The sequence below is a fragment of the Duganella sp. GW821-FHT01E12 genome (assembly GCF_059422325.1).
Window position 1 is genome coordinate 770868 of record NZ_JBWKWR010000001.1, and the last position, 18586, is coordinate 789453.

At 67.5% G+C, this 18586-nt stretch carries 16 protein-coding genes; 8 read left to right on the forward strand and 8 right to left on the reverse strand.

The features are described from left to right. Window positions 1–9 precede the first annotated feature (9 nt). Window positions 10–2694, forward strand: a complete 2685-nt coding sequence (locus tag AC07WS_RS03325; RefSeq protein ID WP_494727702.1) for a TonB-dependent receptor plug domain-containing protein — start codon at window positions 10–12, stop codon at window positions 2692–2694. Here the strand turns inward: AC07WS_RS03325 and AC07WS_RS03330 are convergent. Beyond that, window positions 2691–2951 (reverse strand): hypothetical protein, encoded by a 261-nt coding sequence (locus AC07WS_RS03330; protein WP_494727703.1) that lies wholly within the window; start codon window positions 2949–2951, stop codon window positions 2691–2693. The two genes, AC07WS_RS03325 and AC07WS_RS03330, sit on opposite strands and share 4 nt — an antisense overlap. Window positions 2952–3028: 77 nt before the next feature. On the opposite strand from AC07WS_RS03330, the gene AC07WS_RS03335 reads away from it, so the two are divergent. Beyond that, window positions 3029–3844: an AraC family transcriptional regulator gene (locus AC07WS_RS03335; RefSeq protein WP_494727704.1), complete on the forward strand. Its 816-nt coding sequence runs from the start codon at window positions 3029–3031 to the stop codon at window positions 3842–3844. Here the strand turns inward: AC07WS_RS03335 and AC07WS_RS03340 are convergent. Then, on the reverse strand, window positions 3841–5058 hold the full coding sequence (locus AC07WS_RS03340; protein ID WP_494727705.1) for an MFS transporter: 1218 nt from the start codon (window positions 5056–5058) through the stop codon (window positions 3841–3843). The genes AC07WS_RS03335 and AC07WS_RS03340 overlap by 4 nt on opposite strands. 115 nt (window positions 5059–5173) lie before the next feature. Here AC07WS_RS03340 and AC07WS_RS03345 point away from each other — a divergent pair, with 115 nt between their 5' ends. The 3 genes from AC07WS_RS03345 to AC07WS_RS03355 all read left to right on the forward strand — a co-directional run bounded on the left by AC07WS_RS03345 (window position 5174) and on the right by AC07WS_RS03355 (window position 9542). Then, window positions 5174–6085 carry a LysR family transcriptional regulator gene (locus AC07WS_RS03345; protein ID WP_494727706.1) on the forward strand — a complete coding sequence of 304 codons (912 nt, stop codon included), beginning with the start codon at window positions 5174–5176 and terminating at the stop codon, window positions 6083–6085. Between the two features lie 58 nt (window positions 6086–6143). Continuing rightward, window positions 6144–7679, forward strand: coding sequence for a S41 family peptidase (locus tag AC07WS_RS03350; RefSeq protein ID WP_494727707.1), 1536 nt, complete (start codon window positions 6144–6146; stop codon window positions 7677–7679). A gap of 93 nt (window positions 7680–7772) precedes the next feature. Then, window positions 7773–9542 carry a M14 family metallopeptidase gene (locus AC07WS_RS03355; RefSeq protein WP_494727708.1) on the forward strand — a complete coding sequence of 590 codons (1770 nt, stop codon included), beginning with the start codon at window positions 7773–7775 and terminating at the stop codon, window positions 9540–9542. Here AC07WS_RS03355 and AC07WS_RS03360 read toward each other — a convergent pair. From AC07WS_RS03360 to AC07WS_RS03375, 4 genes are all read right to left on the reverse strand, one after another. Further along, window positions 9539–9904: a hypothetical protein gene (locus tag AC07WS_RS03360; RefSeq protein WP_494727709.1), complete on the reverse strand. Its 366-nt coding sequence runs from the start codon at window positions 9902–9904 to the stop codon at window positions 9539–9541. The two genes, AC07WS_RS03355 and AC07WS_RS03360, sit on opposite strands and share 4 nt — an antisense overlap. 81 nt (window positions 9905–9985) lie before the next feature. Further along, entirely contained in the window at window positions 9986–10918 is a 933-nt protein-coding gene (ttcA, locus tag AC07WS_RS03365; RefSeq protein WP_494727710.1) for a tRNA 2-thiocytidine(32) synthetase TtcA, read from the reverse strand. Next, window positions 10915–11313, reverse strand: coding sequence for a dihydroneopterin aldolase (locus AC07WS_RS03370; protein WP_494727711.1), 399 nt, complete (start codon window positions 11311–11313; stop codon window positions 10915–10917). Before AC07WS_RS03370 ends, ttcA begins: the two co-directional genes overlap by 4 nt. A 24-nt stretch (window positions 11314–11337) precedes the next feature. Beyond that, window positions 11338–12075: an SDR family oxidoreductase gene (locus tag AC07WS_RS03375; RefSeq protein WP_494728044.1), complete on the reverse strand. Its 738-nt coding sequence runs from the start codon at window positions 12073–12075 to the stop codon at window positions 11338–11340. Between the two features lie 156 nt (window positions 12076–12231). On the opposite strand from AC07WS_RS03375, the gene AC07WS_RS03380 reads away from it, so the two are divergent. Both AC07WS_RS03380 and AC07WS_RS03385 read left to right on the forward strand, forming a co-directional pair. Then, window positions 12232–13383: a class I SAM-dependent methyltransferase gene (locus tag AC07WS_RS03380; protein WP_494727712.1), complete on the forward strand. Its 1152-nt coding sequence runs from the start codon at window positions 12232–12234 to the stop codon at window positions 13381–13383. Window positions 13384–13498: 115 nt separating this feature from the next. Continuing rightward, on the forward strand, window positions 13499–14500 hold the full coding sequence (locus AC07WS_RS03385) for a J domain-containing protein (protein ID WP_494727713.1): 1002 nt from the start codon (window positions 13499–13501) through the stop codon (window positions 14498–14500). 3 nt (window positions 14501–14503) lie between these two features. Here AC07WS_RS03385 and AC07WS_RS03390 read toward each other — a convergent pair whose 3' ends face one another. Next, window positions 14504–16240, reverse strand: a complete 1737-nt coding sequence (locus AC07WS_RS03390) for a methyl-accepting chemotaxis protein (RefSeq protein ID WP_494727714.1) — start codon at window positions 16238–16240, stop codon at window positions 14504–14506. Between the two features lie 19 nt (window positions 16241–16259). Beyond that, on the reverse strand, window positions 16260–16739 hold the full coding sequence (locus AC07WS_RS03395; protein ID WP_494727715.1) for a chemotaxis protein CheW: 480 nt from the start codon (window positions 16737–16739) through the stop codon (window positions 16260–16262). Window positions 16740–16978: 239 nt separating this feature from the next. Here AC07WS_RS03395 and AC07WS_RS03400 point away from each other — a divergent pair, with 239 nt between their 5' ends. Next, complete coding sequence (locus tag AC07WS_RS03400) at window positions 16979–18562, forward strand: DUF3369 domain-containing protein (protein WP_494727716.1); 1584 nt, start codon at window positions 16979–16981, stop codon at window positions 18560–18562. Window positions 18563–18586 lie beyond the last annotated feature (24 nt).

Sequence of the window (18586 nt, forward strand, 5' to 3'; positions counted from 1 at the left end):
ATCACCTCAATGAAGACAAAATTTGAATTGAAGCCACTGGCGGCAGGCGCTATCGCCCTGCTGTGCGGGGCTGCCGGTCCTGCGCTGGCACAAGCGCAGGATGCACCGCCCGCCGTCGTCGTCACCGGTTCGCGCATACCGCGCGCCAGCCTGGAAGGGCCTTCCCCCGTCACCATCGTCACCGGCGAGGACATCACCAAGCAAGGCTACAAGAACGTCTTCGATGCCCTCAGCAACCTGACGCAGAACAGCGGCTTCACGCAGGGCGCCGACTACGGCAATACCTTCACGCCGTCGGCCAACACCATCAGCCTGCGCGGCCTGGGCCCGAACCACACGCTGGTGCTGCTCAATGGCCGCCGCATGGCGGACTTTCCGATCGCGTATGAAGGCACGGTCAACTTCACCAACCTGGCCAACATTCCATCGAGTGTGGTGGAGCGCATCGAGATCCTGAGCGGCGGCGCGTCCGCCGTCTACGGCTCGGACGCCATCGCGGGCGTGGTCAACATCATCCTGAAAAAACAGGCCGAGGGACTGGACGTCAACGTCAAGGCCGGCGGCACCTCGCGCGGCGGCGGCGGAGACCAGCGCCTGCAGCTGACCGGCGGCCAAAGCTTCGGCAAGCTCAATACCCTGTTCAGCGCCGAGTTCCTGGAGCGCGATCCGCTGTGGAGCCGCGACCGCGCATTCATGAGCGCCAAAACCGGCGTGGCGCCCACTCCCGTGTTGGGCCGCAAGAACGTCAACACCGGCAAGTACGTCGATCCGGGCGACGCCTGCGCCGGGCTGGGCGACCTGTTCGAAGGCAGCACCGTCAAGTACACCGGCAAGGCGGGCAGCTACTGCGGCAGCGGCAAGGTGGGTCCGACCTACTGGACCACGCAGACCAAAAACAGCAGCCAGAATCTGTTCGGCAGCGCCAACTATGACCTGTCGGCGGACACCACGCTGTTCGCGGAGGCGCTGCTGGGCCAGAACCGCAGCGCCAACAACACGCGCGGGCCGTCGTGGACGTCGGCGTCGACCGCCGACAGCTATTTCTGGAACCGCAACAGCGGCACCTACGAAGCCTGGAACCGCTACATCGCGCCGGAGGAAATCGGCGGCGTGCAGCGCTACAACCGCAGCTGGGACGACCAGGCCAGCTCGATCGCCTTCGGCGCCAAGGGCCGGATACCCGGCACCGGCTGGCTGTACGAGGCGGCCTACACCGCCTCGCAGTACACAAGCGAGAGCCACACGCCGCGCGCGCGCTCGAACATCGACAGCTTCTTCCTCGGCCCCAAGCTGGGCGTCGATGCGGACGGCGTGGCGATCTACGCGCCCGATCCGGCGCGCCTGACGCAGCGCCTGACGCCGTCGGAATTCGACAGCATCACCGGCACCTCGGTCAGCAACGACAAATCGTGGACCAACTCCGCCAGCGTCAGCGCCAACGGCGAGGCGTTCCAGCTGCCGGCGGGCCCGGTCAAGCTGGCGGCGTTGGCGGAGCTGGGCAAGCAGGGTTTCTCGAACACGCCGGACCCGCGCATCAACCAGGGCTACTTCAACACCGTGACGCCGTCCGACGTTACCGCCGGCACCCGCAAGCGTTATGCGCTGGGCGTGGAGGCGAACGTGCCGCTGCTGCAAAAGCTGGACGCCACGCTGGCCGGCCGCTACGACCGTTACAGCTTCGCCGGCCGCAGCGACGGCAAGCTGACCTACAACGCCGGCCTGGAATGGCGCCCGGCCGCGCAGCTGCTGCTGCGCGGGAACCACTCGACCAGCTTCCGCGCGCCGGACATGAACTACATCTTCAAGGCGCGCGGCACCGGCTACTACTCGTCCACCACCGACTACTACCGCTGCGCCAAGGCCGGCCAGCCGATCGAGAAATGCGAGTTCGCCAACGTCTCGCCGGGCGCGGACTACGAGCAGTCCGGCAGCAAGGACCTGCGTTCGGAGAAGGGCCGCTCGTCGGGCCTGGGCGCGGTGTGGTCGCCGAGCGCCAACTTCGACCTGACGCTGGACTACTGGAACATCAAGATCGACGACCTGGTCACCAACCTGAGCGCCGACAAGCTGCTGCGCGACGAGGCGGACTGCCGCAAGGCCAACGACCTGACCTCCCCGACCTGCGCCGACACCATCGCCCGCGTGGTCCGCAATCCGCTGACGGCGTTGAACAAGCCGGGCGAAATCAGGCTGATTCGCGTCAGCCCGATCAACGCGGCGTCGACCAGCGTGAGCGGCATCGACATCAGCGGCAAATACGTGCTGCGCACGCAGGCTTACGGCGTATGGATCGCCAAGGGCGCCTACTCCAAGACGCTGAACAAGAAGTCGCGCCAGTTCGCCGGCGACGAGTTGATCGACGACCTGGAAGACCTGAGCAACGCCGACTGGCGCGATAAGCTGAACGCCAGTCTGACGTGGAACGTGGGCGACTGGTCGAACACCCTGTTCCTGCAGCGCTATGGCAAGGTGCCCAACGCGGCCGGCACGGCCTTCCTGTCGCCGACCACGCTGGCCAACGCCAGCATCGTCTATCGGCTGAACCGGCGCACCACGGTGTCGGTGGCGGTCAACAACCTTTTCAACAAGGTCAAGCCCGACACCAGCGGCGGCTGGCCGTACTACACGGTCGGCAACTACAGCCCGACCGGCCGCCAGGGCTGGGTCGAGCTGAATTACCACTTCGGTACTTAAGCTGGCCGGTGCTGCGCGACCAGCTCGCGCAGCTGCGGATCGCTGATCTCGAATACATCGAAGACCCCCAGCGCCGCCATCGCCGGCACCGCGTCGATGATGTCGGCGCGCGCTTCGGCGCGGGCCTGTTCCGGGCTGTCGGCCGCGCGCAGGGTGCGGGCGTTGGCCAGGAAGGCGCCGACGGTGCCCTTCCTGACGGTGACGCCGTTGAATTCTCCGCTGTTGATATGGTCTGGTAGTACGTCTTGTGCTCGCATGGTGCGATCCTCCTGTGGTTGATGAGGACTCCATCTTGGCATCGGCCCTGTGGCCTGGCTTGCGCGGCGATGCCATAATGTGTCGCATGCAAGCCAAAACTCTTCCCCTGATCGACCCCGCGCGCGCCGACGCCGGCGGCGGCCCGCTGCTGATCGCCGCGCTGTCCTCCGGCGACATGCGCCACACGCCCACGCACAGCCATGCGCGCGGCCAGGCCATCGGCGCCTTGAGCGGCCTGTTGACCATCGGCACGGAGCGCGAGCGCCTGGTGGTGCCGCCGGGGTATGCGATCTGGATGCCGCCGCATCACCCGCACGGCCTCGATGCGCACGGGCCGACCAGCGGCTGGAGCGTCTACGTCGCGCCGCACGCCTGCGCGGCGCTGCCCGCGCTGCCGCAGGTGTTCCAGGTCTCCGGCCTGCTGAGGGAGGCGGTGCTGCGCGCCAGTGCGTGGCCGTCCGAATCCGAGTCCGCTCCCGCGCGGGAGCGCATCGTCGCGGTGATCCTGGATGAACTGGCGGCCGCCGCGCGCGAACAGCTGGTGCTGACCATGCCCACCGACCGCCGCGTGCTGAAGATCGCGCAGGCGCTGGCCGCCGATCCGGCCGATGCGCGCTCGCTGAACGAGTGGGCCGAGTGGGCCGCCATTGCCCCGCGCACGCTGACGCGGCGCTTCGTCGCCGAGACCGGCCTGTCCTTCACCGATTGGCGCCAGCGCGCGCGCCTGATGCGGGCGGTGGAGCTGCTGGCGGCCGGCCACGCCGTCACCGCCGTCGCGCTGGAGCTGGGCTACGACAGCCTGAGCGCCTTCATCGCCATGTTCCGCCGCGAGATGGGCGTGGCGCCCGGCGGATTCGCCGCCGCGCATGCGGCGGCGTTGGCCCTTCCTTAAGCCTTCACGGCGGCCTTGGCGGCCGCCTCGTGGCCGGCGTACTCGGTCAGCCAGTACAGCAGCGCCAGGGCGGGGAAGGCCATGCCGGTCAACAGCGCGGCGTGCCAGCCGTGGGTGGCGTACATCCAGCCGCCCAGCGCCGAGCCGAGCGCGCCGCCGGCGAAGAACAGCGCGAAGTACACGCCGTTCAAGCGGCTGCGCACCTCTGCGCCCAGCGTGAAGATGGCGCGCTGGCCCAGCACCAGGTTGGCCGCCACGCCCATGTCCAGCACGATGGACGCGACCACCAGCATCGCCAGCGCCACGTTGCGGGAGTCCGGCGCCACCATCGGCAGCGCGAAGCCGGTCACGCCCAGCGCCAGCGCGGCGGCGGTGGCCATCAGCGTGTGGCCGGCGTCGGCCAGCCGGCCGGCGATGGGCGAGGCCACCGCGCCGGCCATGCCGACCAGCGCGAACACCGCGATGCCGGTCTGCGACAGGTGGAACTGCGGGCCGGCCAGCATCAGCGGGGTGACGGTCCAGAACAGGCTGAAGGAGCCGAACAGGCCGGCGTGGTAGGCGGCGCGCCGGCGCAGCAGCGGCGTGCGCAGGAACAGGTGCCACAGGGACGCCATCAGCGCCGGGTAGCCGATCTTCGCGGTGGGTGCGCGCAGCGGCAGTTTGGCGCGCAGCACCAGCGCCACCGCCAGCACCACCACGGCGGCGCCGCCGAACACCACGTGCCAGTTGCTGGCATCGGCGATCAGGCTGGCGGCCGGGCGGGCCAGCATGATCCCCAGCAGCAGGCCGCTGACCACCTTGCCGACCGTGTGGCCGCGCGTGGCCTCCTTCGACAGGTGGGCGGCGAACGGCACGATGATCTGCGCCGCCACCGAGCCCAGGCCGATGCCCAGCGCCGCCGTCAGGAACATCCATGCGCTGGTGCTGAACGCGGCCAGCACCAGCATGGCGGAGGTGAACAGCAGGCCGCCGACGATCAGGCGGCGGTTTTCCAGCAGGTCGCCCAGCGGGACGACGAACAGCAGGCCGAGGGTGTAGCCGATCTGCGTCAGCGTGACGATCAGGCCGGCCGCCTGCGGCGACAGGCCGGTGGCGGCGCTGATCGGGCCGACCAGGGTTTGCGCGTAGTACAGGTTGGCGACGATCAGGCCGGTCGCGGCGGCCAGCAGCAGCACCATGCCGGGGCTGATGTCGTCTTGTGCGGGATTGCTCATGATGACTCCGTAAGTAAGTGGGGATGGGCAGATTCTAGGCAAATCCGGAGCAAAGATAATTAGGGCATAATGCCCCTATACTTTTCACTTAATGTGAACAATAAGGTGAGGAATCATGGACAGACTCAAGGCCATGCAGACCTTTGTGCGCATCGTCGAGGCCAACAGCTACACGCGGGCCGCCGAAACGCTGGATCTGCCGCGCGCCGCGCTGACGGCGACCATCAAGAAACTGGAAGCCTTCCTTGGCACCCAGCTGCTGCAGCGGACCACGCGCCGCCTCTCGCTCACGCCCGACGGCGCCGACTACTTCAGGAAGTGTCTGGAGATCCTGCAGGCGGTGGAGGACGCCGAGGGCGCGTTCCGCGGTCATGGCCGCGGCAAGCCGCGCGGCCGGCTGCGGGTGGAGCTGCCGGGCGCGGTCGGCCGCCACGCGGTGCTGCCGCACATCGCCGGTTTTTGCCGCGAGTATCCCGACATCGAACTGGTCGTCAGCCTGAACGAGCGCCTGACCGACCTGACGCAGGAGGGCCTGGACTGCACGCTGCGCGTGGGCGAGCTGCAGGATTCGGCCATGGTGGCGCGGCGCCTGGGCACCATGGGCTTCCTGACCTGCGCCGCGCCGTCCTACCTCGCCGCGCACGGCGTGCCGCAGACGCCGGCCGACCTGGCCGCGCATCGCGGCGTGACGCACTTCTCCGGCCGCACCGGCCGCGCCTTCAGCTGGGACTACGTGGTCGACGGCGGCGTGGTGACGGTGGAGGTGCCCGGCGCGATCGCGGTCAACGATCCCGACGCCTACGTCATCTGCGCCTTGCAGGGCATGGGCGTGATCCAGGCGGCGCGCCACCAGGTGCGCCAGCATCTGGCCAGCGGCGCGCTGGTCGAGGTGCTGGCCGCCACGCCGCCGACGCCGATGCCGATCTCGCTGCTGTACCCGCAGGGCCGCATGGCGTCGCCGCGCCTGCGCGTGTTCGCGGACTGGATCGCCGGCGTGTTCCGGGCCGATCCCGACCTGCAGGCTTAAATTGTAAGAAATATTGCCAACAAGCTATGATGGGCGGTTTGCGGATTATAATTTCGCGATGAAAAACACCCCTCTTGTTATCGCTGCCGCGGTCGGACTGGCCTTGTTGGGCGGTTGCGGCGGCGGCTCGCAGCCTGCCGCCGACGCGCCGGCGCCGCCCGTGGTCCCCGTGCCCGTCGATCCGCCCGTGGAGCAGCCCATCCAGCCGCCGGTGATCGATCCGGCCAATCCGCCTGACTGGTACGCGTTGCTCGGCCATTGCGCAACGCCGCGCGCCGACCGCGAGGAGACGCAGGGCACGCTGATGGATGAACTGCGCTGGCTGCGCTCCTTCTACGACATGACCTACCTGTGGTACCGGGAGATTCCGGCCAACCTGAAGCTGCAGGACTATTCGCGCCCGGTGGACCTGTTCGCCGACCTGAAGACCCCCGCGATCACCGCCTCCGGCCGTCCCAAGGACCGCTTCCACTTCACCTATCCGACCGACGACTGGAACGCGTTGTCTCAAGCCGGCGTGGAATTGGGCTATGGCCTGACATGGGTGCGCAATGCCGATCCGGCCGCCCCGCGCGTCTGGACCCTGACCATGGTGACGCCGGATTCGCCGGCCGATCTGGCCGGGCTGCGGCGCGGCGACAGCCTGGTCTCGGTTGACGGTGTGGCCGTCGACGACGCCAGCGATAGCGGCATTACCGCGCTCTACGCCGGCCTGTTCCCGGCCAAGGCCGGGGAAACCCACCAGCTGGTGCTGAGCCGCGCCGGCGCCACGCTCGCTGTCGCCTTGACGGCCCAGCAGGTGACTGCGGCGCCGCTGCCGATCACCAAAGTGCTGGACACCGGCAGCGGCAAGGTGGGCTACCTGCTGTTCAACGAGCACAATGCGGTGGCCGAGGGCCAGCTGGTCAGGTCTTTCAACAGCCTCAAGACCGCCGGCATCTCCGATCTGGTGCTGGACATGCGCTACAACGGCGGCGGCCTGCTGTCCATCGCCAGCGAGCTCGCTTACATGATCGCCGGGCCGGGGCCGACCGCCGGCAAGGTATTTGAGCGTCCGCGCTACAACGACAAGACCGTACCGCAGCCGGCGCAGATGTTCCAGACCGTCGCCAGCGGCTACAAGTCGCCGGCGCCGGTCAAATTCGGCACGTCGTTGCCGTATCTGGGCCTCAAGCGCGTCACCGTGCTGACCACGCCGGGCACCTGTTCGGCCAGCGAGTCGGTGATCAACAGCCTGCGCGGCGTCGACGTCGAGGTCAACCTGATCGGCGGCGAGACCTGCGGCAAGCCGTATGCCTTCATCCCTGCCTCCAATTGCGGCACCACCTACTTCGGCATCCAGTTCCAGGGCACCAACAACAAGGGCTTCGGCGACTACGCCGACGGTTTCGCGCCGACCTGCCGCGTGGACGACGACCTGACGCGCGCGCTGGGCGACCCGGCCGAGGGCCTGCTTGCCGCGGCGCTCAGCTACCGCGCCGGCGGCGTCTGTCCGATGACGTCGCAGCGCAACCGCACGCAGGCCGGCGCCAAGCGCGGCGCCATGCAGCTGGTGCGGCCGCAGGTGAAGGAAATTTCGATCCGCGATCGCTGACGCGCAAAGCGGACTATAATTTCCCGCGCATCCGATGCCGGCGGGCCGCTCCCGCCGGGCACCGGCCATTCAACCCTTGCTGGAAGCCTGTCCATGATACGTTCCGCCATTCTGCTTGCCTTTGCCGCCACCTCCACGCTGGCCGCCGCCGCACCCGCCGCCACCTCCCTGAGCACCGTCGCCGAACGTTCCGGCTTCCAGAACACCGGCCGCTACGACGAAGTGGTCGAGCTGTGCGCGCGCTTCCAGAAGGCGTATCCGAAGCAGGTGCGCTGCTTCGAATTCGGCCGCACGCCGGAAGGACGGCCCATGCTGGCGCTGGCCGTCTCGCGCACCGGCGCGCTCACCGCCGAGCAGGCGAAGAAGCGCGGCGTGCCGGTGATGCTGGTGCAGGGCGGCATCCACGCCGGCGAAATCGACGGCAAGGACGCCGGCTTCCTGGCGCTGCGCGAGGCGCTGGAGAACAAGGCCGCGCCGGGTGCGCTGGACAAGCAGGTGCTGTTGTTCGTCCCGGTGTTCAACGTCGACGGCCATGAGCGCTTCGGCAAATGGAACCGTCCGAACCAGCGCGGCCCGGTGGAGATGGGCTGGCGCACCACAGCGCAGAACTACAACCTGAACCGCGACTACGTGAAGGCCGACGCGCCCGAGATGCAGGCCATGCTGGCGCTGGTGAACGCCTGGGACCCGCTGGCCTACATCGACCTGCACGTCACCGACGGCGCCAAGTTCCAGCCGGACGTCTCGATCCAGGTCGAGCCGGTGCACGGCGGCGACGAGGAACTCAAGCGCGCCGGCGCGGCGCTGCAGACGGCCGTGATGGCGGACCTGAAGGCGCAGGGCTCCGATCCCAAGCCGTACTACATTGCGTTCGCGGCCGACGACGATCCGACCTCCGGCTTCGTCGACAGCATGGCCACGCCGCGCTTCTCGACAGGCTACTTCCCGCTGCGTAACCGCTTCGCCATGCTGGTCGAAACCCATTCGTGGAAGGATTATCCGACCCGCGTGCGCATCACCCGCAACACCATCGTCTCGCTGCTGTCGCAGGTCGCCGCGCACGGCAAGGAATGGCAGAAGATGACGCAGGACGCCGACGCGCGCGCCGCCGCCATGGCCGGCGCCGATTTCCCGATCAGCTACCGTACCACCTTCAACGCCAAGACCATCGAGTTCCCCGGCTACGAATACACGCGCGGCTATTCGGAAGTGTCGGGCGGCCTGATGACGCACTACGACGAGAGCAAGCCGCAGATGTGGAGCGTGCCGCTGCGCGACGAAGTGGTGCCGGACCTGAAGATCGCCGCGCCCAAGGGCGGCTACCTGGTGCCGCTGGCCGACGCCGCCCGCATCGGCGCCAAGCTGAAACAGCACGGCATCGCCTTCAGGGTGCTGGCGTCGGACCAGATGGCGGCCGAGGTGGAGACCTTCCGCGCCACCAAGACCAAGTTCGGCGCGCAGTCGTTCGAGGGCCATCAATCGCTGGCGGTGGAGGGCGACTGGGGCCGCGAGCGCCGCAGTCTGGCGAAGGGCGCGTTGTTCGTGCCGATCGCGCAGCCGAAGGCGCGCCTGGTGATGACGATGCTGGAGCCGCGCGGCGCCGATTCGCTGCTGGCCTGGGGCGAGTTCAATAACGCCTTCGAGCGCAAGGAATACATGGAGGAGTATGTGGCGGAGGATGTGGCCCGCGCGCAGCTGGAGGCCGATCCGGCGCTGCGCGAGGAGTACCAGAAAAAGCTCGACAGCGACGCGGAGTTCAACAAGAGCCAGGCCAAGCGGCTGGAGTTCTTCGCGCGCCGCCACGCGTCGTGGGATGAGCGCTACAACCTCTATCCGGTGATGCGCACGGCGCTGAAGTATTAAACGGAGACGTTGACGCCGCTGACGCCGCCGCCATCGCCGCCGCCATTTGCCTTGGCGGTGGCCTCTTCCATCTTCTGCTTGATGAGCTCGGCCACCTTGGCCATGATCGACGCCTGTTCCTCGGGCGACTTGGCCGCCAGCGATTCTGGCGTCTCGCCCAGGCTTTTCAGGATCATTTCCGCCATCCGTTCGGCCGGCGATTTCTTCATGTAGGTATCCAGCTCCTGCGCGGCGGTCGGCTGCTGCGGCGGCTGCTGCTGTTTGGTCTCGAGCACTGCCTTGAAGTCGGCCCCGCCGGATTTTCTGTTCGTGGCGAAGGCCGCCGCGCTGGCGCTGGCGAGTGCCTTGGTATCGATTTTCATCGTGGTTTCCCCTGATAGTGGTTATTTACGCAATATAGCGTAATTTGCACTAGCAGGGGGACGGGGAAGACCTGCCCCCGATCAGGTCCGCTGAAGCGGGATGATGCCGGGCACGGTGGACGGCGCCGGCGTGGAGCAAGGCTCCTCGTCGAAGGCGATGTCGCCCAGCGGATTGGCCTGGCCGTCGGCCTTGATGTCCTTGAAGCCGAACAGGTCGCGGTCCATCAGGTGCGACGGCACCACCGTCGACAGCGACGAGAAGATGTTCTCCACGCGGCCGGGGAATTTCTTTTCCCAGTCGCGCATCAGGCCCTTGATCTGCTTGCGCTGCAGGTTCTCCTGCGAGCCGCACAGGTCGCACGGGATGATGGGGAAGCCTTTGACCTCGGCGTAGCGCTCGGTGTCCTCTTCCTTCACGTAGGCCATCGGGCGGATCACCATGTGCTTGCCGTCGTCGGACACCAGCTTGGCCGGCATGCCCTTGAGCTTCCCGCCGAAGAACATATTCAGGAAGAAGGTCTCCAGGATGTCGTCGCGGTGGTGGCCCAGCGCGATCTTGTTGCAGCCCAGTTCATCGGCCACGCGGTAGAGGATGCCGCGGCGCAGGCGCGAGCACAGCGAGCAGGTGGTCTTGCCTTCCGGGATCAGGCGCTTGACGATGCTGTAGGTGTCCTGGTTCTCGATGTGGAAGGGGATGCCCAGTTCCTTCAGGTAGGCCGGCAGGATATGGTCCGGGAAGTTGGGCTGCTTCTGGTCCAGGTTGACGGCGACGATCTCGAAGTCGATCGGTGCGCGTTCGCGCAGCGTCATCAGGATGTCGAGCAGCGCGTAGCTGTCCTTGCCGCCGGACAGGCAGACCATGACCTTGTCGCCGTCCTCGATCATGTTGAAATCGCCGATGGCCTGGCCGACCAGGCGGCACAGGCGCTTGTGCAGCTTGTTGTTTTCCAGCGCGATCTTCTCGGCCGATTTGCCGGTCGTCGCGGCCGTTGCGTTGTCGAGTACTGCGTTCATACGGTTTCCTTGATTTTAAAGACTTCCACGCCGACGCCTTCGCAGTCCGGGTAGACGTCCGGCTTCATGGTCGACACGCGGGCCGCGCGCACGCGCGGGTGCTCCAGCATGGCGCTGACGATGTCGTCGCACAGGCTCTCCTGCAGGTGCACGTGGCCGCGCGCCATCAGCTTGGCGATGGAGTCGCGCATGAAGTCGTAGTCCACCACTTCCTCCAGCTGGTCCTTGACCGGGGTCGAGACGGCCAGCGGGATGTACAGGTCGACGTTGATGAGCAAACGCTGCTCGCCCTTTTTCTCGAACTCGTAGACGCCGATGTTGATCAGCACTTCGTAATTGCGCAGGAACAGGCGGCGGCAGTCGTTCAGTTGCGGGTGGATCAGGGCGGACAGCATAGTTTTACTTTCTTGAGATGGTATTCATTTGGCCAGGAACATCACGTCGCGCGGCAGCGGCATCAGGTGCTGGCCGCCGTCGACCAGCAGGGTGGTGCCGGTCAGCGCGCGCGCCGTGGCAGCGTAGACCACGCTGTCGGCGATATCTTCCGGGGTGCTGGAGCGGCCCAGCGGGGTTTGCCGGTGCGCGTTGGCGAAGCCGGCCTCGGTCTGGTCGCCGGACACCATCGTGATGCCGGGCGCGATGCCGACCACCCGCACCGCCGGCGCCAGCTGCTGCGCCAGCATCGTGGTGGCGGTGTGCAGCGCCGCCTTGGACAGGGTGTACGACAAAAAATCAGGATTGAGATTGTACAGTTTTTGGTCGAGCAGGTTGATCACCACGCCCTGTTCGCCGTCGGCCAGGGCCGCGTGCAGCGCCTGCGCCAGGATCACCGGCGCGGCCACGTTGGCGCGCATGTGGGCGTCGAGGCGGGCGGCGGTGAAGTCGGCGGCGCTGTCGTACTCGAACAGCGAGGCGTTGTTGACCACGCAGCGCACCGCGCCCAGCGCGGCCTCCGCCTGCGGCAGCAGCGCGCGCACTGCCGCCTCGTCGGCCAGGTCGCAGTGCAGGGTGGCGGCGCGCCGGCCCAGCGCCTCGATCTCGGCCACCACCGCGCGCGCCTCGTTGGCCGAGGCGCGGTAGTGCACCGCCACGTCCCAGCCGGCGCGCGCCAGGCCCAGCGCGATGGCGCGGCCGATGCGGCGGCCCGCGCCGGTCACGAGCGCCACTGGCGCTCGTGACCCAAGCGCCACTGGCGCTCGTGACCCAAGCGCCACTGGCGCGTGCGTGCCGGATGGTGTTTGTTCTGCTGTCGTCATGTGCTGTCTGAATGTCAAAATGGCGGCCCGGCGCGCCGATTCGCTACAATGCCGGTTATGTCTCTACCTGTCCCTACCAGTGACGCGCTGGCCGCGTCCCACGCCCTGCAGCACCTGATCGCCGCCGAAATCGCGCGCAACGACGGTGCCATTTCCTTCGCCCGCTACATGGAGCTGGCCTTGTACGCGCCCGACCTGGGCTACTACAGCGGCGGCTCCGCCAAACTCGGCAAAGATGGCGATTTTACAACCGCGCCCGAGCTCACGCCGCTGTTCGGCGCCGCCGTGGCACAGGCCGCAGCCGCTATTATCGCCCAAAGCGCGCCGCAGATCCTCGAATTCGGCGCCGGCACCGGCAAGCTGGCCTTCGACATCCTGACCGAGATGGCGCTGGCCGGCGTGGCGGTCGAGCGCTATTTCATCGTCGAGCTGTCCGGCGAACTGCGCGCGCGCCAGCAGGACAAGCTGCGCGATTTCCCGCAGGTGGTGTGGCTGGACGAATTCCCCGACGCCTTCGACGGCGTGGTGGTCGGCAACGAGGTGCTCGACGCGATGCCGGTCCAGCTGATCACCAAGCACCCGGAAGGCTGGCAGGAACTGCAGGTGACGGTGCGCGACGGCCGCTTCGATTATCTCGAAGTGCCGGCCGGCGCCGAGCTGCTGGCGCAGATCGCATTGCAGATCCAGGACCACGACAGCCTGCCGGTCGGCTACGTGACCGAGGTGCACGGCGTGGCCTGCGGCTTCATGGCGACCCTGGCGCGCATGCTGCGCAACGGCCGCGCCAACGCCGCCTTCCTGTTCGACTACGGCTTCCCGGCGCACGAGTACTACCTGGAACAGCGCGCCACCGGCACCCTGATGTGCCACTACCGCCACCATTCGCACCCGGACCCGTTCTACTATCCGGGCCTGCAGGACATCACCGCCCACGTCGACTTCACGGCGATGGCGCTGGCCGCGCAGGAGGCGGGCGCCGACGTGCTGGCCTATCTGAACCAGGCCGGCTTCCTGATCGGCGCCGGCGCCGGCGAGCTGCTGTTGCGCACCGACCCGTCCGACGCGATGCGCTATCTGCCGCAGGCCAAGGCGCTGCAAAAGCTGTTGTCGCCGGCCGAGATGGGCGAGTTGTTCAAGGTGCTGGTGATCGGCAAGAACGTCGCCCTGCCGGACGCCATCGCCGCCCATGACCGCACCCACCGCCTGTAGATTAAATGTTACAGTGATCAAAACAGCAAGGCTAAACCTTGTTTGATCGCTGAGTTGCGGCGCGCCAGATCGGCTATGATGAATGACGCACGCTCGCCGGACAATTATTGGAACGATGGCAAAGATACACACCCACTATGACAACCTGAAGGTGTCGCGCATGGCGCCGCAGGAAGTCATACGTGCCGCCTACAAGGCGCTCAGTCAAAAATACCACCCGGACAAAAATCCGGGTGATGAGAAGGCTGCGCGCATCATGGCCATCCTCAACAGCGCCTACGACACCTTGTCCGACGCCCAGCGCCGCAAGGAACACGACGAATGGATCGCGGCCGAGGAGTGGGAAATCGAGTGGCTGGAGAGCACCCACCACGAGGACGGCCACCGTGGCGACAAGCACCGCCACGACGGCGCCGAGCGCGCCTGGAGTCCGGAGGCGGTCGACGATGTGCCGCGTCCGCGCCGTCCCGGCGCGTGGAAGTGGTGGGGCGGTCTGGCCGCCAGCTTGGTGGTGGGCTGGGTGGCCGGCGTGACCATGGTGTCCGAGCCGCAGGTGCTGTCGTCCGCGTTGGCCTCGGCCTGGGGCGGCAAGGCCGATAGCGGCCGGGGCGTGCAGCCGCGCGCGGTGGCGCGCGATCCCAAGGCCGAAATGCGCGAAGCCTGGGCCGGCGCCCAGCCCTACTATCCGGAAGCGAACAGCAACCGGCCGGCGCCGATCAAGGTGCAGGCGCTGTCGCAGGTGATCCTGCCGAATGCGGCCGCCGATTGCGAAAGCGAGACCCAGACGCTGGTCGCGCCCAACGGCGAGCCGTGGCCGTCGCAGTCCGGCTACATGACCGGCTTCCCGGTCAGCAACCGCGGCGACGACATGCAGCTGATGCTCGACAATGCCGGCAACGCCTCGGCGGTGTTCATCAAGATATACGACACGGAGCGCCATTCCAATGTGCGCTACGCCTACGTGCAGGCGCACGACAAGCTGGTGGTCGACAAGCTCGCCAACGGCAAGTACGAAATCCGCTACCAGAACCTGGACGTGGGCGCCAACCAGAGCGGCTGCGCGCCGGCCAGCCGCACGGCGGCGGCCAGCGCGGCGCCGGCGCCGGTCAACAACTAAACCCTAGAACTCTTCCCATTCCGAATTCAGGTCGGCCTTGGGCTTGGCCGGGGCTTTGGCGGCCGGCTTCGCGGCCGAACTTGCGGCAGGTTTCGCGGCCGGCTTGGCCGCCAGCTGCTGTGGCTTGGCCGCCGGCGCGGCCGCCCTGGCGACCGCCGGACGGGCCGCCGCAACGGGCGCCGGCGCCGCATAGCTGTCGTCGAGTTTGAACACGCTGACCGAGGCCGACAGCGTGGCCGCCTCGTCCTGCATGCTTTGCGCGGCGGCGGCGGCCTGTTCGACCAGCGCCGCGTTCTGCTGCGTCATCTCGTCCATCTGCGAGATCGCCTCGTTGACCTGCTCGATGCCCATGCTCTGTTCCTGGCTGGCCGAGGTGATCTCCGCCATGATGTCGGCCACCTGCTGCACCGAGGTGACGATCAGGCCCATGGTCTGGCCGGCCTCGTCGACCACGGCGCTGCCGCCGTCCACCTTCTCCACCGAGTCGTCGATCAGCACCTTGATTTCCTTGGCCGCCGTGGCCGAGCGCTGCGCCAGGCTGCGCACCTCCGACGCCACCACCGCGAAGCCGCGTCCCTGTTCGCCGGCGCGCGCCGCCTCAACGGCGGCATTGAGCGCCAGGATGTTGGTCTGGAAGGCGATGCCGTCGATCACGCCGATGATGTCGACGATCTTGCTGGAACTAGCCTTGATCGAGCCCATGGTGTCGACCACCTGGGCCACCAGCTCGCCGCCGCGGGTGGCCACCGACGACGCCGAGATCACCAGCTGGTTGGCCTGGCGCGCGTTGTCGGCGTTCTGCTTGACGGTGGAGGTCAGCTCCTCCATCGTGCTGGCCGTTTCCTCCAGCGAGCTGGCCTGCGACTCGGTGCGGCCCGACAGGTCCATATTGCCGCTGGCGATTTCGCCCGAGGCCCGGTTGATGGTGGCGGTGCTGCTGCGCACCTCGTGCACGGTGCGCGCCAGGCTGGTGTTCATGTGCTGCAGCGCGTCGAGCAACTGGCCGGTCTCGTCGCCGGCGCGCACCGCGATGTGCGTGCTCAGGTCGCCGGCCGCGACCGACTTGGCGATCGCCACCGCCTCCTCCAGCGGGCCGGTGATCGAGGCCGTGATCCACACCGCCAGCGCGGCCGAGACGATCAGCGCCACCACGCCCAGCACGATCATCATGGTGCGCGAGAAGTCGATGTGGCCGGTGGCCACCTTGCCGCCGTCCTCGATGTCGGCCTTCTGCTGCCTGACCATGGCGCCGGTCAGTTCCTCCAGCATGTCGAGCGCCGGGAAGGCTTCGCGGTTCATCAGCTCGGACGCCTTGTCGCGCTCGTCGGCCTCGACCAGGTCGGCCACCTTCAGGAAGGCCGTGTTGTAGCTGGCGCGCGCGGCCTGGATCTTGGCCAGCAGCGCCTTCTCGTCGGGCGTCTCGGTCAGCTGGCCCAGCGCCACCAGGGCGGCGTCGATGGTTTTCTTGTCCTGGTCGATCCGCTCGTAGCTCTTGGCGCGCTGCGCCTTGTCGCTGATGACGAACAGGGCCAGCACGCGGCGCGCATCCTCGCGCGCGGCGGCGTCGATGGTGGCGGCGGCCGAGGCGCTCGGCCAGTCGCGCTCGACGATGCCCTTGGCGCTCTGGCTGATGGCGCCGAAGCGGCCGATGGCCGTGGCTATCATGATGAGCATCAGCAGCACCAGCACGCCGAAGCCGGCGCCGAGGCGGGTTTTGATCTTGAAGTTGGTCAGGTTCATGGGGATGGCGGGGTAGGGTTCAGTTGGCGGCGGCCACGTCGGTCAGGCCCATCTCGGCGCTCGACATCAGCTTGTCGATGTCGACCAGGATCAGCATGCGCTCGTCGATGGTGCCCAGGCCGATCATGTAGTCGGAGTTGAAGGCCGTGCCCATCTCCGGCGCCGGCTTGACCTGGTCGGGCGTGAGCGTGGTCACGTCCGACACCGAATCGACCACCATGCCCACCACGCGCCCGCCGATGTTGAGGATGATGACCACGGTGAACTGGTCGTACACCGGCTCGCCCAGCTTGAACTTGATGCGCATGTCGACCACCGGGATGATGATGCCGCGCAGGTTGATCACGCCCTTGATGAACTCGGGCGCGTTGGCGATGCGGGTGACCGTCTCGTAGCCGCGGATCTCCTGCACCTTGAGGATGTCGATGCCGTATTCCTCGGCGCCGAGGGTGAAGGCGAGGAACTCGCGTCCGGCGATGTCCGATGCGTTTTCTTGCATGATTATGGTCCTTGAAATATTGATCTGACCGCGATCCGCCTTGGTCGGCGGACGCGCCGCAATCCTTACAATGACGGCGCTAGCGTATCAGGTTCGCGGCCCGCTGACGAGCGCGGCGGCGCGGCGCACGGGCGAAAAACGCACGCCTGTTGCTATCAATTTCGAAGGGGGTTGTCACAGGGGGGGAATCTGATTATGCTAGGCCTAAGACAGCCACGGGCTTAGCGCCAGGAGATGTGATGACCGAATCCAACGCCGCAGACGACAACTGGCTGATCCAGGAAGACGAGGAGCCGGCGCCAGTTGACGGAACGGGCTCGCCGGAACAGCGCCTGTGGCGGGTGCTGATCGTCGACGACGACGTCGACGTGCACGCGGTCACGCGGCTGGCGCTGCGCAACGTGTCGTTCAAGGGCCGCGAGCTGGAGCTGTTCTCGGCCTACAGCGGGCGCGAGGCCTACGAGTTCCTGCGCGACACGCCCGACATCGCGCTGGTGCTGCTGGACGTGGTGATGGAGACCGACGACGCCGGCCTGCTGCTGGCGCGCCGCATCCGCGAGGAGCTGCACAACGCCATCGTGCGCGTGGTGCTGCGCACCGGCCAGCCGGGCCAGGCGCCCGAGCAGCGCGTCATCATCGAATATGACATCAACGACTACAAGGCCAAGACCGAGCTGACCACGCAGAAGCTGTTCACCACGGTGATCTCGGCGCTGCGCGCGTACGAGAGCCTGAACATGCTCGAACGCAGCCGCATCGGCCTGGGCAAGATCCTGGCCGGCGCCACCAATCTGTACCAGATCCACTCGCTGCGCGAATTCGCCTCCGGCGTGCTGAACCAGGTGAGCGCCATCCTCGACGTCGGCGCCGACGGCGTGCTGTGCCTGATGCAGGGCGACACCGGCGTCACCAGCGTGGTGGCGGCCACCGGCGGCTACGCGGCGCTGGGCGAATCGGAGCTGATGCCGACCAGCCATCCGCTGTGGCCGACCATCGCCAAGGCCTTCGCGGAAAAGAAGAGCCAGTTCGAGCATCCGGCCAATGTGCTGTTCATCCACACCCAGGAAAACCGCGAGGTGGCCATCTCGGTCACGCCGCCGTGGCCGCTGGCGCAGATCCAGCGCGACCTGCTGGAGGTGTTCTGCCAGAGGATAGCGGCCGCCTTCGACAACCTGTACATGTTCGGCCAGCTGCGCAAGGCGCAGGAGGCCACCGTGGTGGCGCTGGCCGACCTGGCCGAGTTCCGCGACAGCGGCACCGGCGGCCATGTGCGGCGCGTGCAGCTGCTGTCGACCTCGCTGGCCCAGCGGCTGTCCGAGCGCGGCGTCTACGCCGAGGAGCTCACCCCGCAGCTGCTGGAGATGATAGGCCTGGCCAGCATCCTGCACGACGTCGGCAAGGTCGCCACGCCGGACCACATCCTGCTCAAGCGGGGCATCCACACGGCCGAGGAGCGGGCCGAGATGCAGACCCACGCGGCGGTCGGCAAGTCCATCCTGGAGCGCGCCGCCAACATGGTCGACGGCGTCAGCTACCTGACCTACGGCGCCGAGATCGCCGGCGGCCACCACGAGCACTTCGACGGCAACGGCTATCCCAACCAGCTGGCCGGGCGCGCCATTCCGGTGTCGGCGCGCATCGTCGCCGTGGTCGACGTGTTCGACTCGCTGCTGCACGAGCGCCCGTACAAGGACCCGTGGCCGCACACCGAGGTGATGACCTACATCACCGAGCGCTCCGGCAAGCAGTTCGACCCCGAGGTGGTGAGCGCGCTGCTGGAACTGATCGAACGCGACCCGACCATCGGCCACACGCCGGACTAGGCCGCGCCGGCGCGGGCGCGCGGC

Bases quoted from the DNA above. Each gene is read 5' to 3' on its own strand.
- AC07WS_RS03325 (WP_494727702.1), top strand. From the start codon at position 10: ATGAAGACAAAATTTGAATTGAAGCCACTGGCGGCAGGCGCTATCGCC.
- AC07WS_RS03330 (WP_494727703.1), bottom strand. From the start codon at position 2,951: ATGCGAGCACAAGACGTACTACCAGACCATATCAACAGCGGAGAATTC.
- AC07WS_RS03335 (WP_494727704.1), top strand. From the start codon at position 3,029: ATGTGTCGCATGCAAGCCAAAACTCTTCCCCTGATCGACCCCGCGCGC.
- AC07WS_RS03340 (WP_494727705.1), bottom strand. From the start codon at position 5,058: ATGAGCAATCCCGCACAAGACGACATCAGCCCCGGCATGGTGCTGCTG.
- AC07WS_RS03345 (WP_494727706.1), top strand. From the start codon at position 5,174: ATGGACAGACTCAAGGCCATGCAGACCTTTGTGCGCATCGTCGAGGCC.
- AC07WS_RS03350 (WP_494727707.1), top strand. From the start codon at position 6,144: ATGAAAAACACCCCTCTTGTTATCGCTGCCGCGGTCGGACTGGCCTTG.
- AC07WS_RS03355 (WP_494727708.1), top strand. From the start codon at position 7,773: ATGATACGTTCCGCCATTCTGCTTGCCTTTGCCGCCACCTCCACGCTG.
- AC07WS_RS03360 (WP_494727709.1), bottom strand. From the start codon at position 9,904: ATGAAAATCGATACCAAGGCACTCGCCAGCGCCAGCGCGGCGGCCTTC.
- ttcA (WP_494727710.1), bottom strand. From the start codon at position 10,918: ATGAACGCAGTACTCGACAACGCAACGGCCGCGACGACCGGCAAATCG.
- AC07WS_RS03370 (WP_494727711.1), bottom strand. From the start codon at position 11,313: ATGCTGTCCGCCCTGATCCACCCGCAACTGAACGACTGCCGCCGCCTG.
- AC07WS_RS03380 (WP_494727712.1), top strand. From the start codon at position 12,232: ATGTCTCTACCTGTCCCTACCAGTGACGCGCTGGCCGCGTCCCACGCC.
- AC07WS_RS03385 (WP_494727713.1), top strand. From the start codon at position 13,499: ATGGCAAAGATACACACCCACTATGACAACCTGAAGGTGTCGCGCATG.
- AC07WS_RS03390 (WP_494727714.1), bottom strand. From the start codon at position 16,240: ATGAACCTGACCAACTTCAAGATCAAAACCCGCCTCGGCGCCGGCTTC.
- AC07WS_RS03395 (WP_494727715.1), bottom strand. From the start codon at position 16,739: ATGCAAGAAAACGCATCGGACATCGCCGGACGCGAGTTCCTCGCCTTC.
- AC07WS_RS03400 (WP_494727716.1), top strand. From the start codon at position 16,979: ATGACCGAATCCAACGCCGCAGACGACAACTGGCTGATCCAGGAAGAC.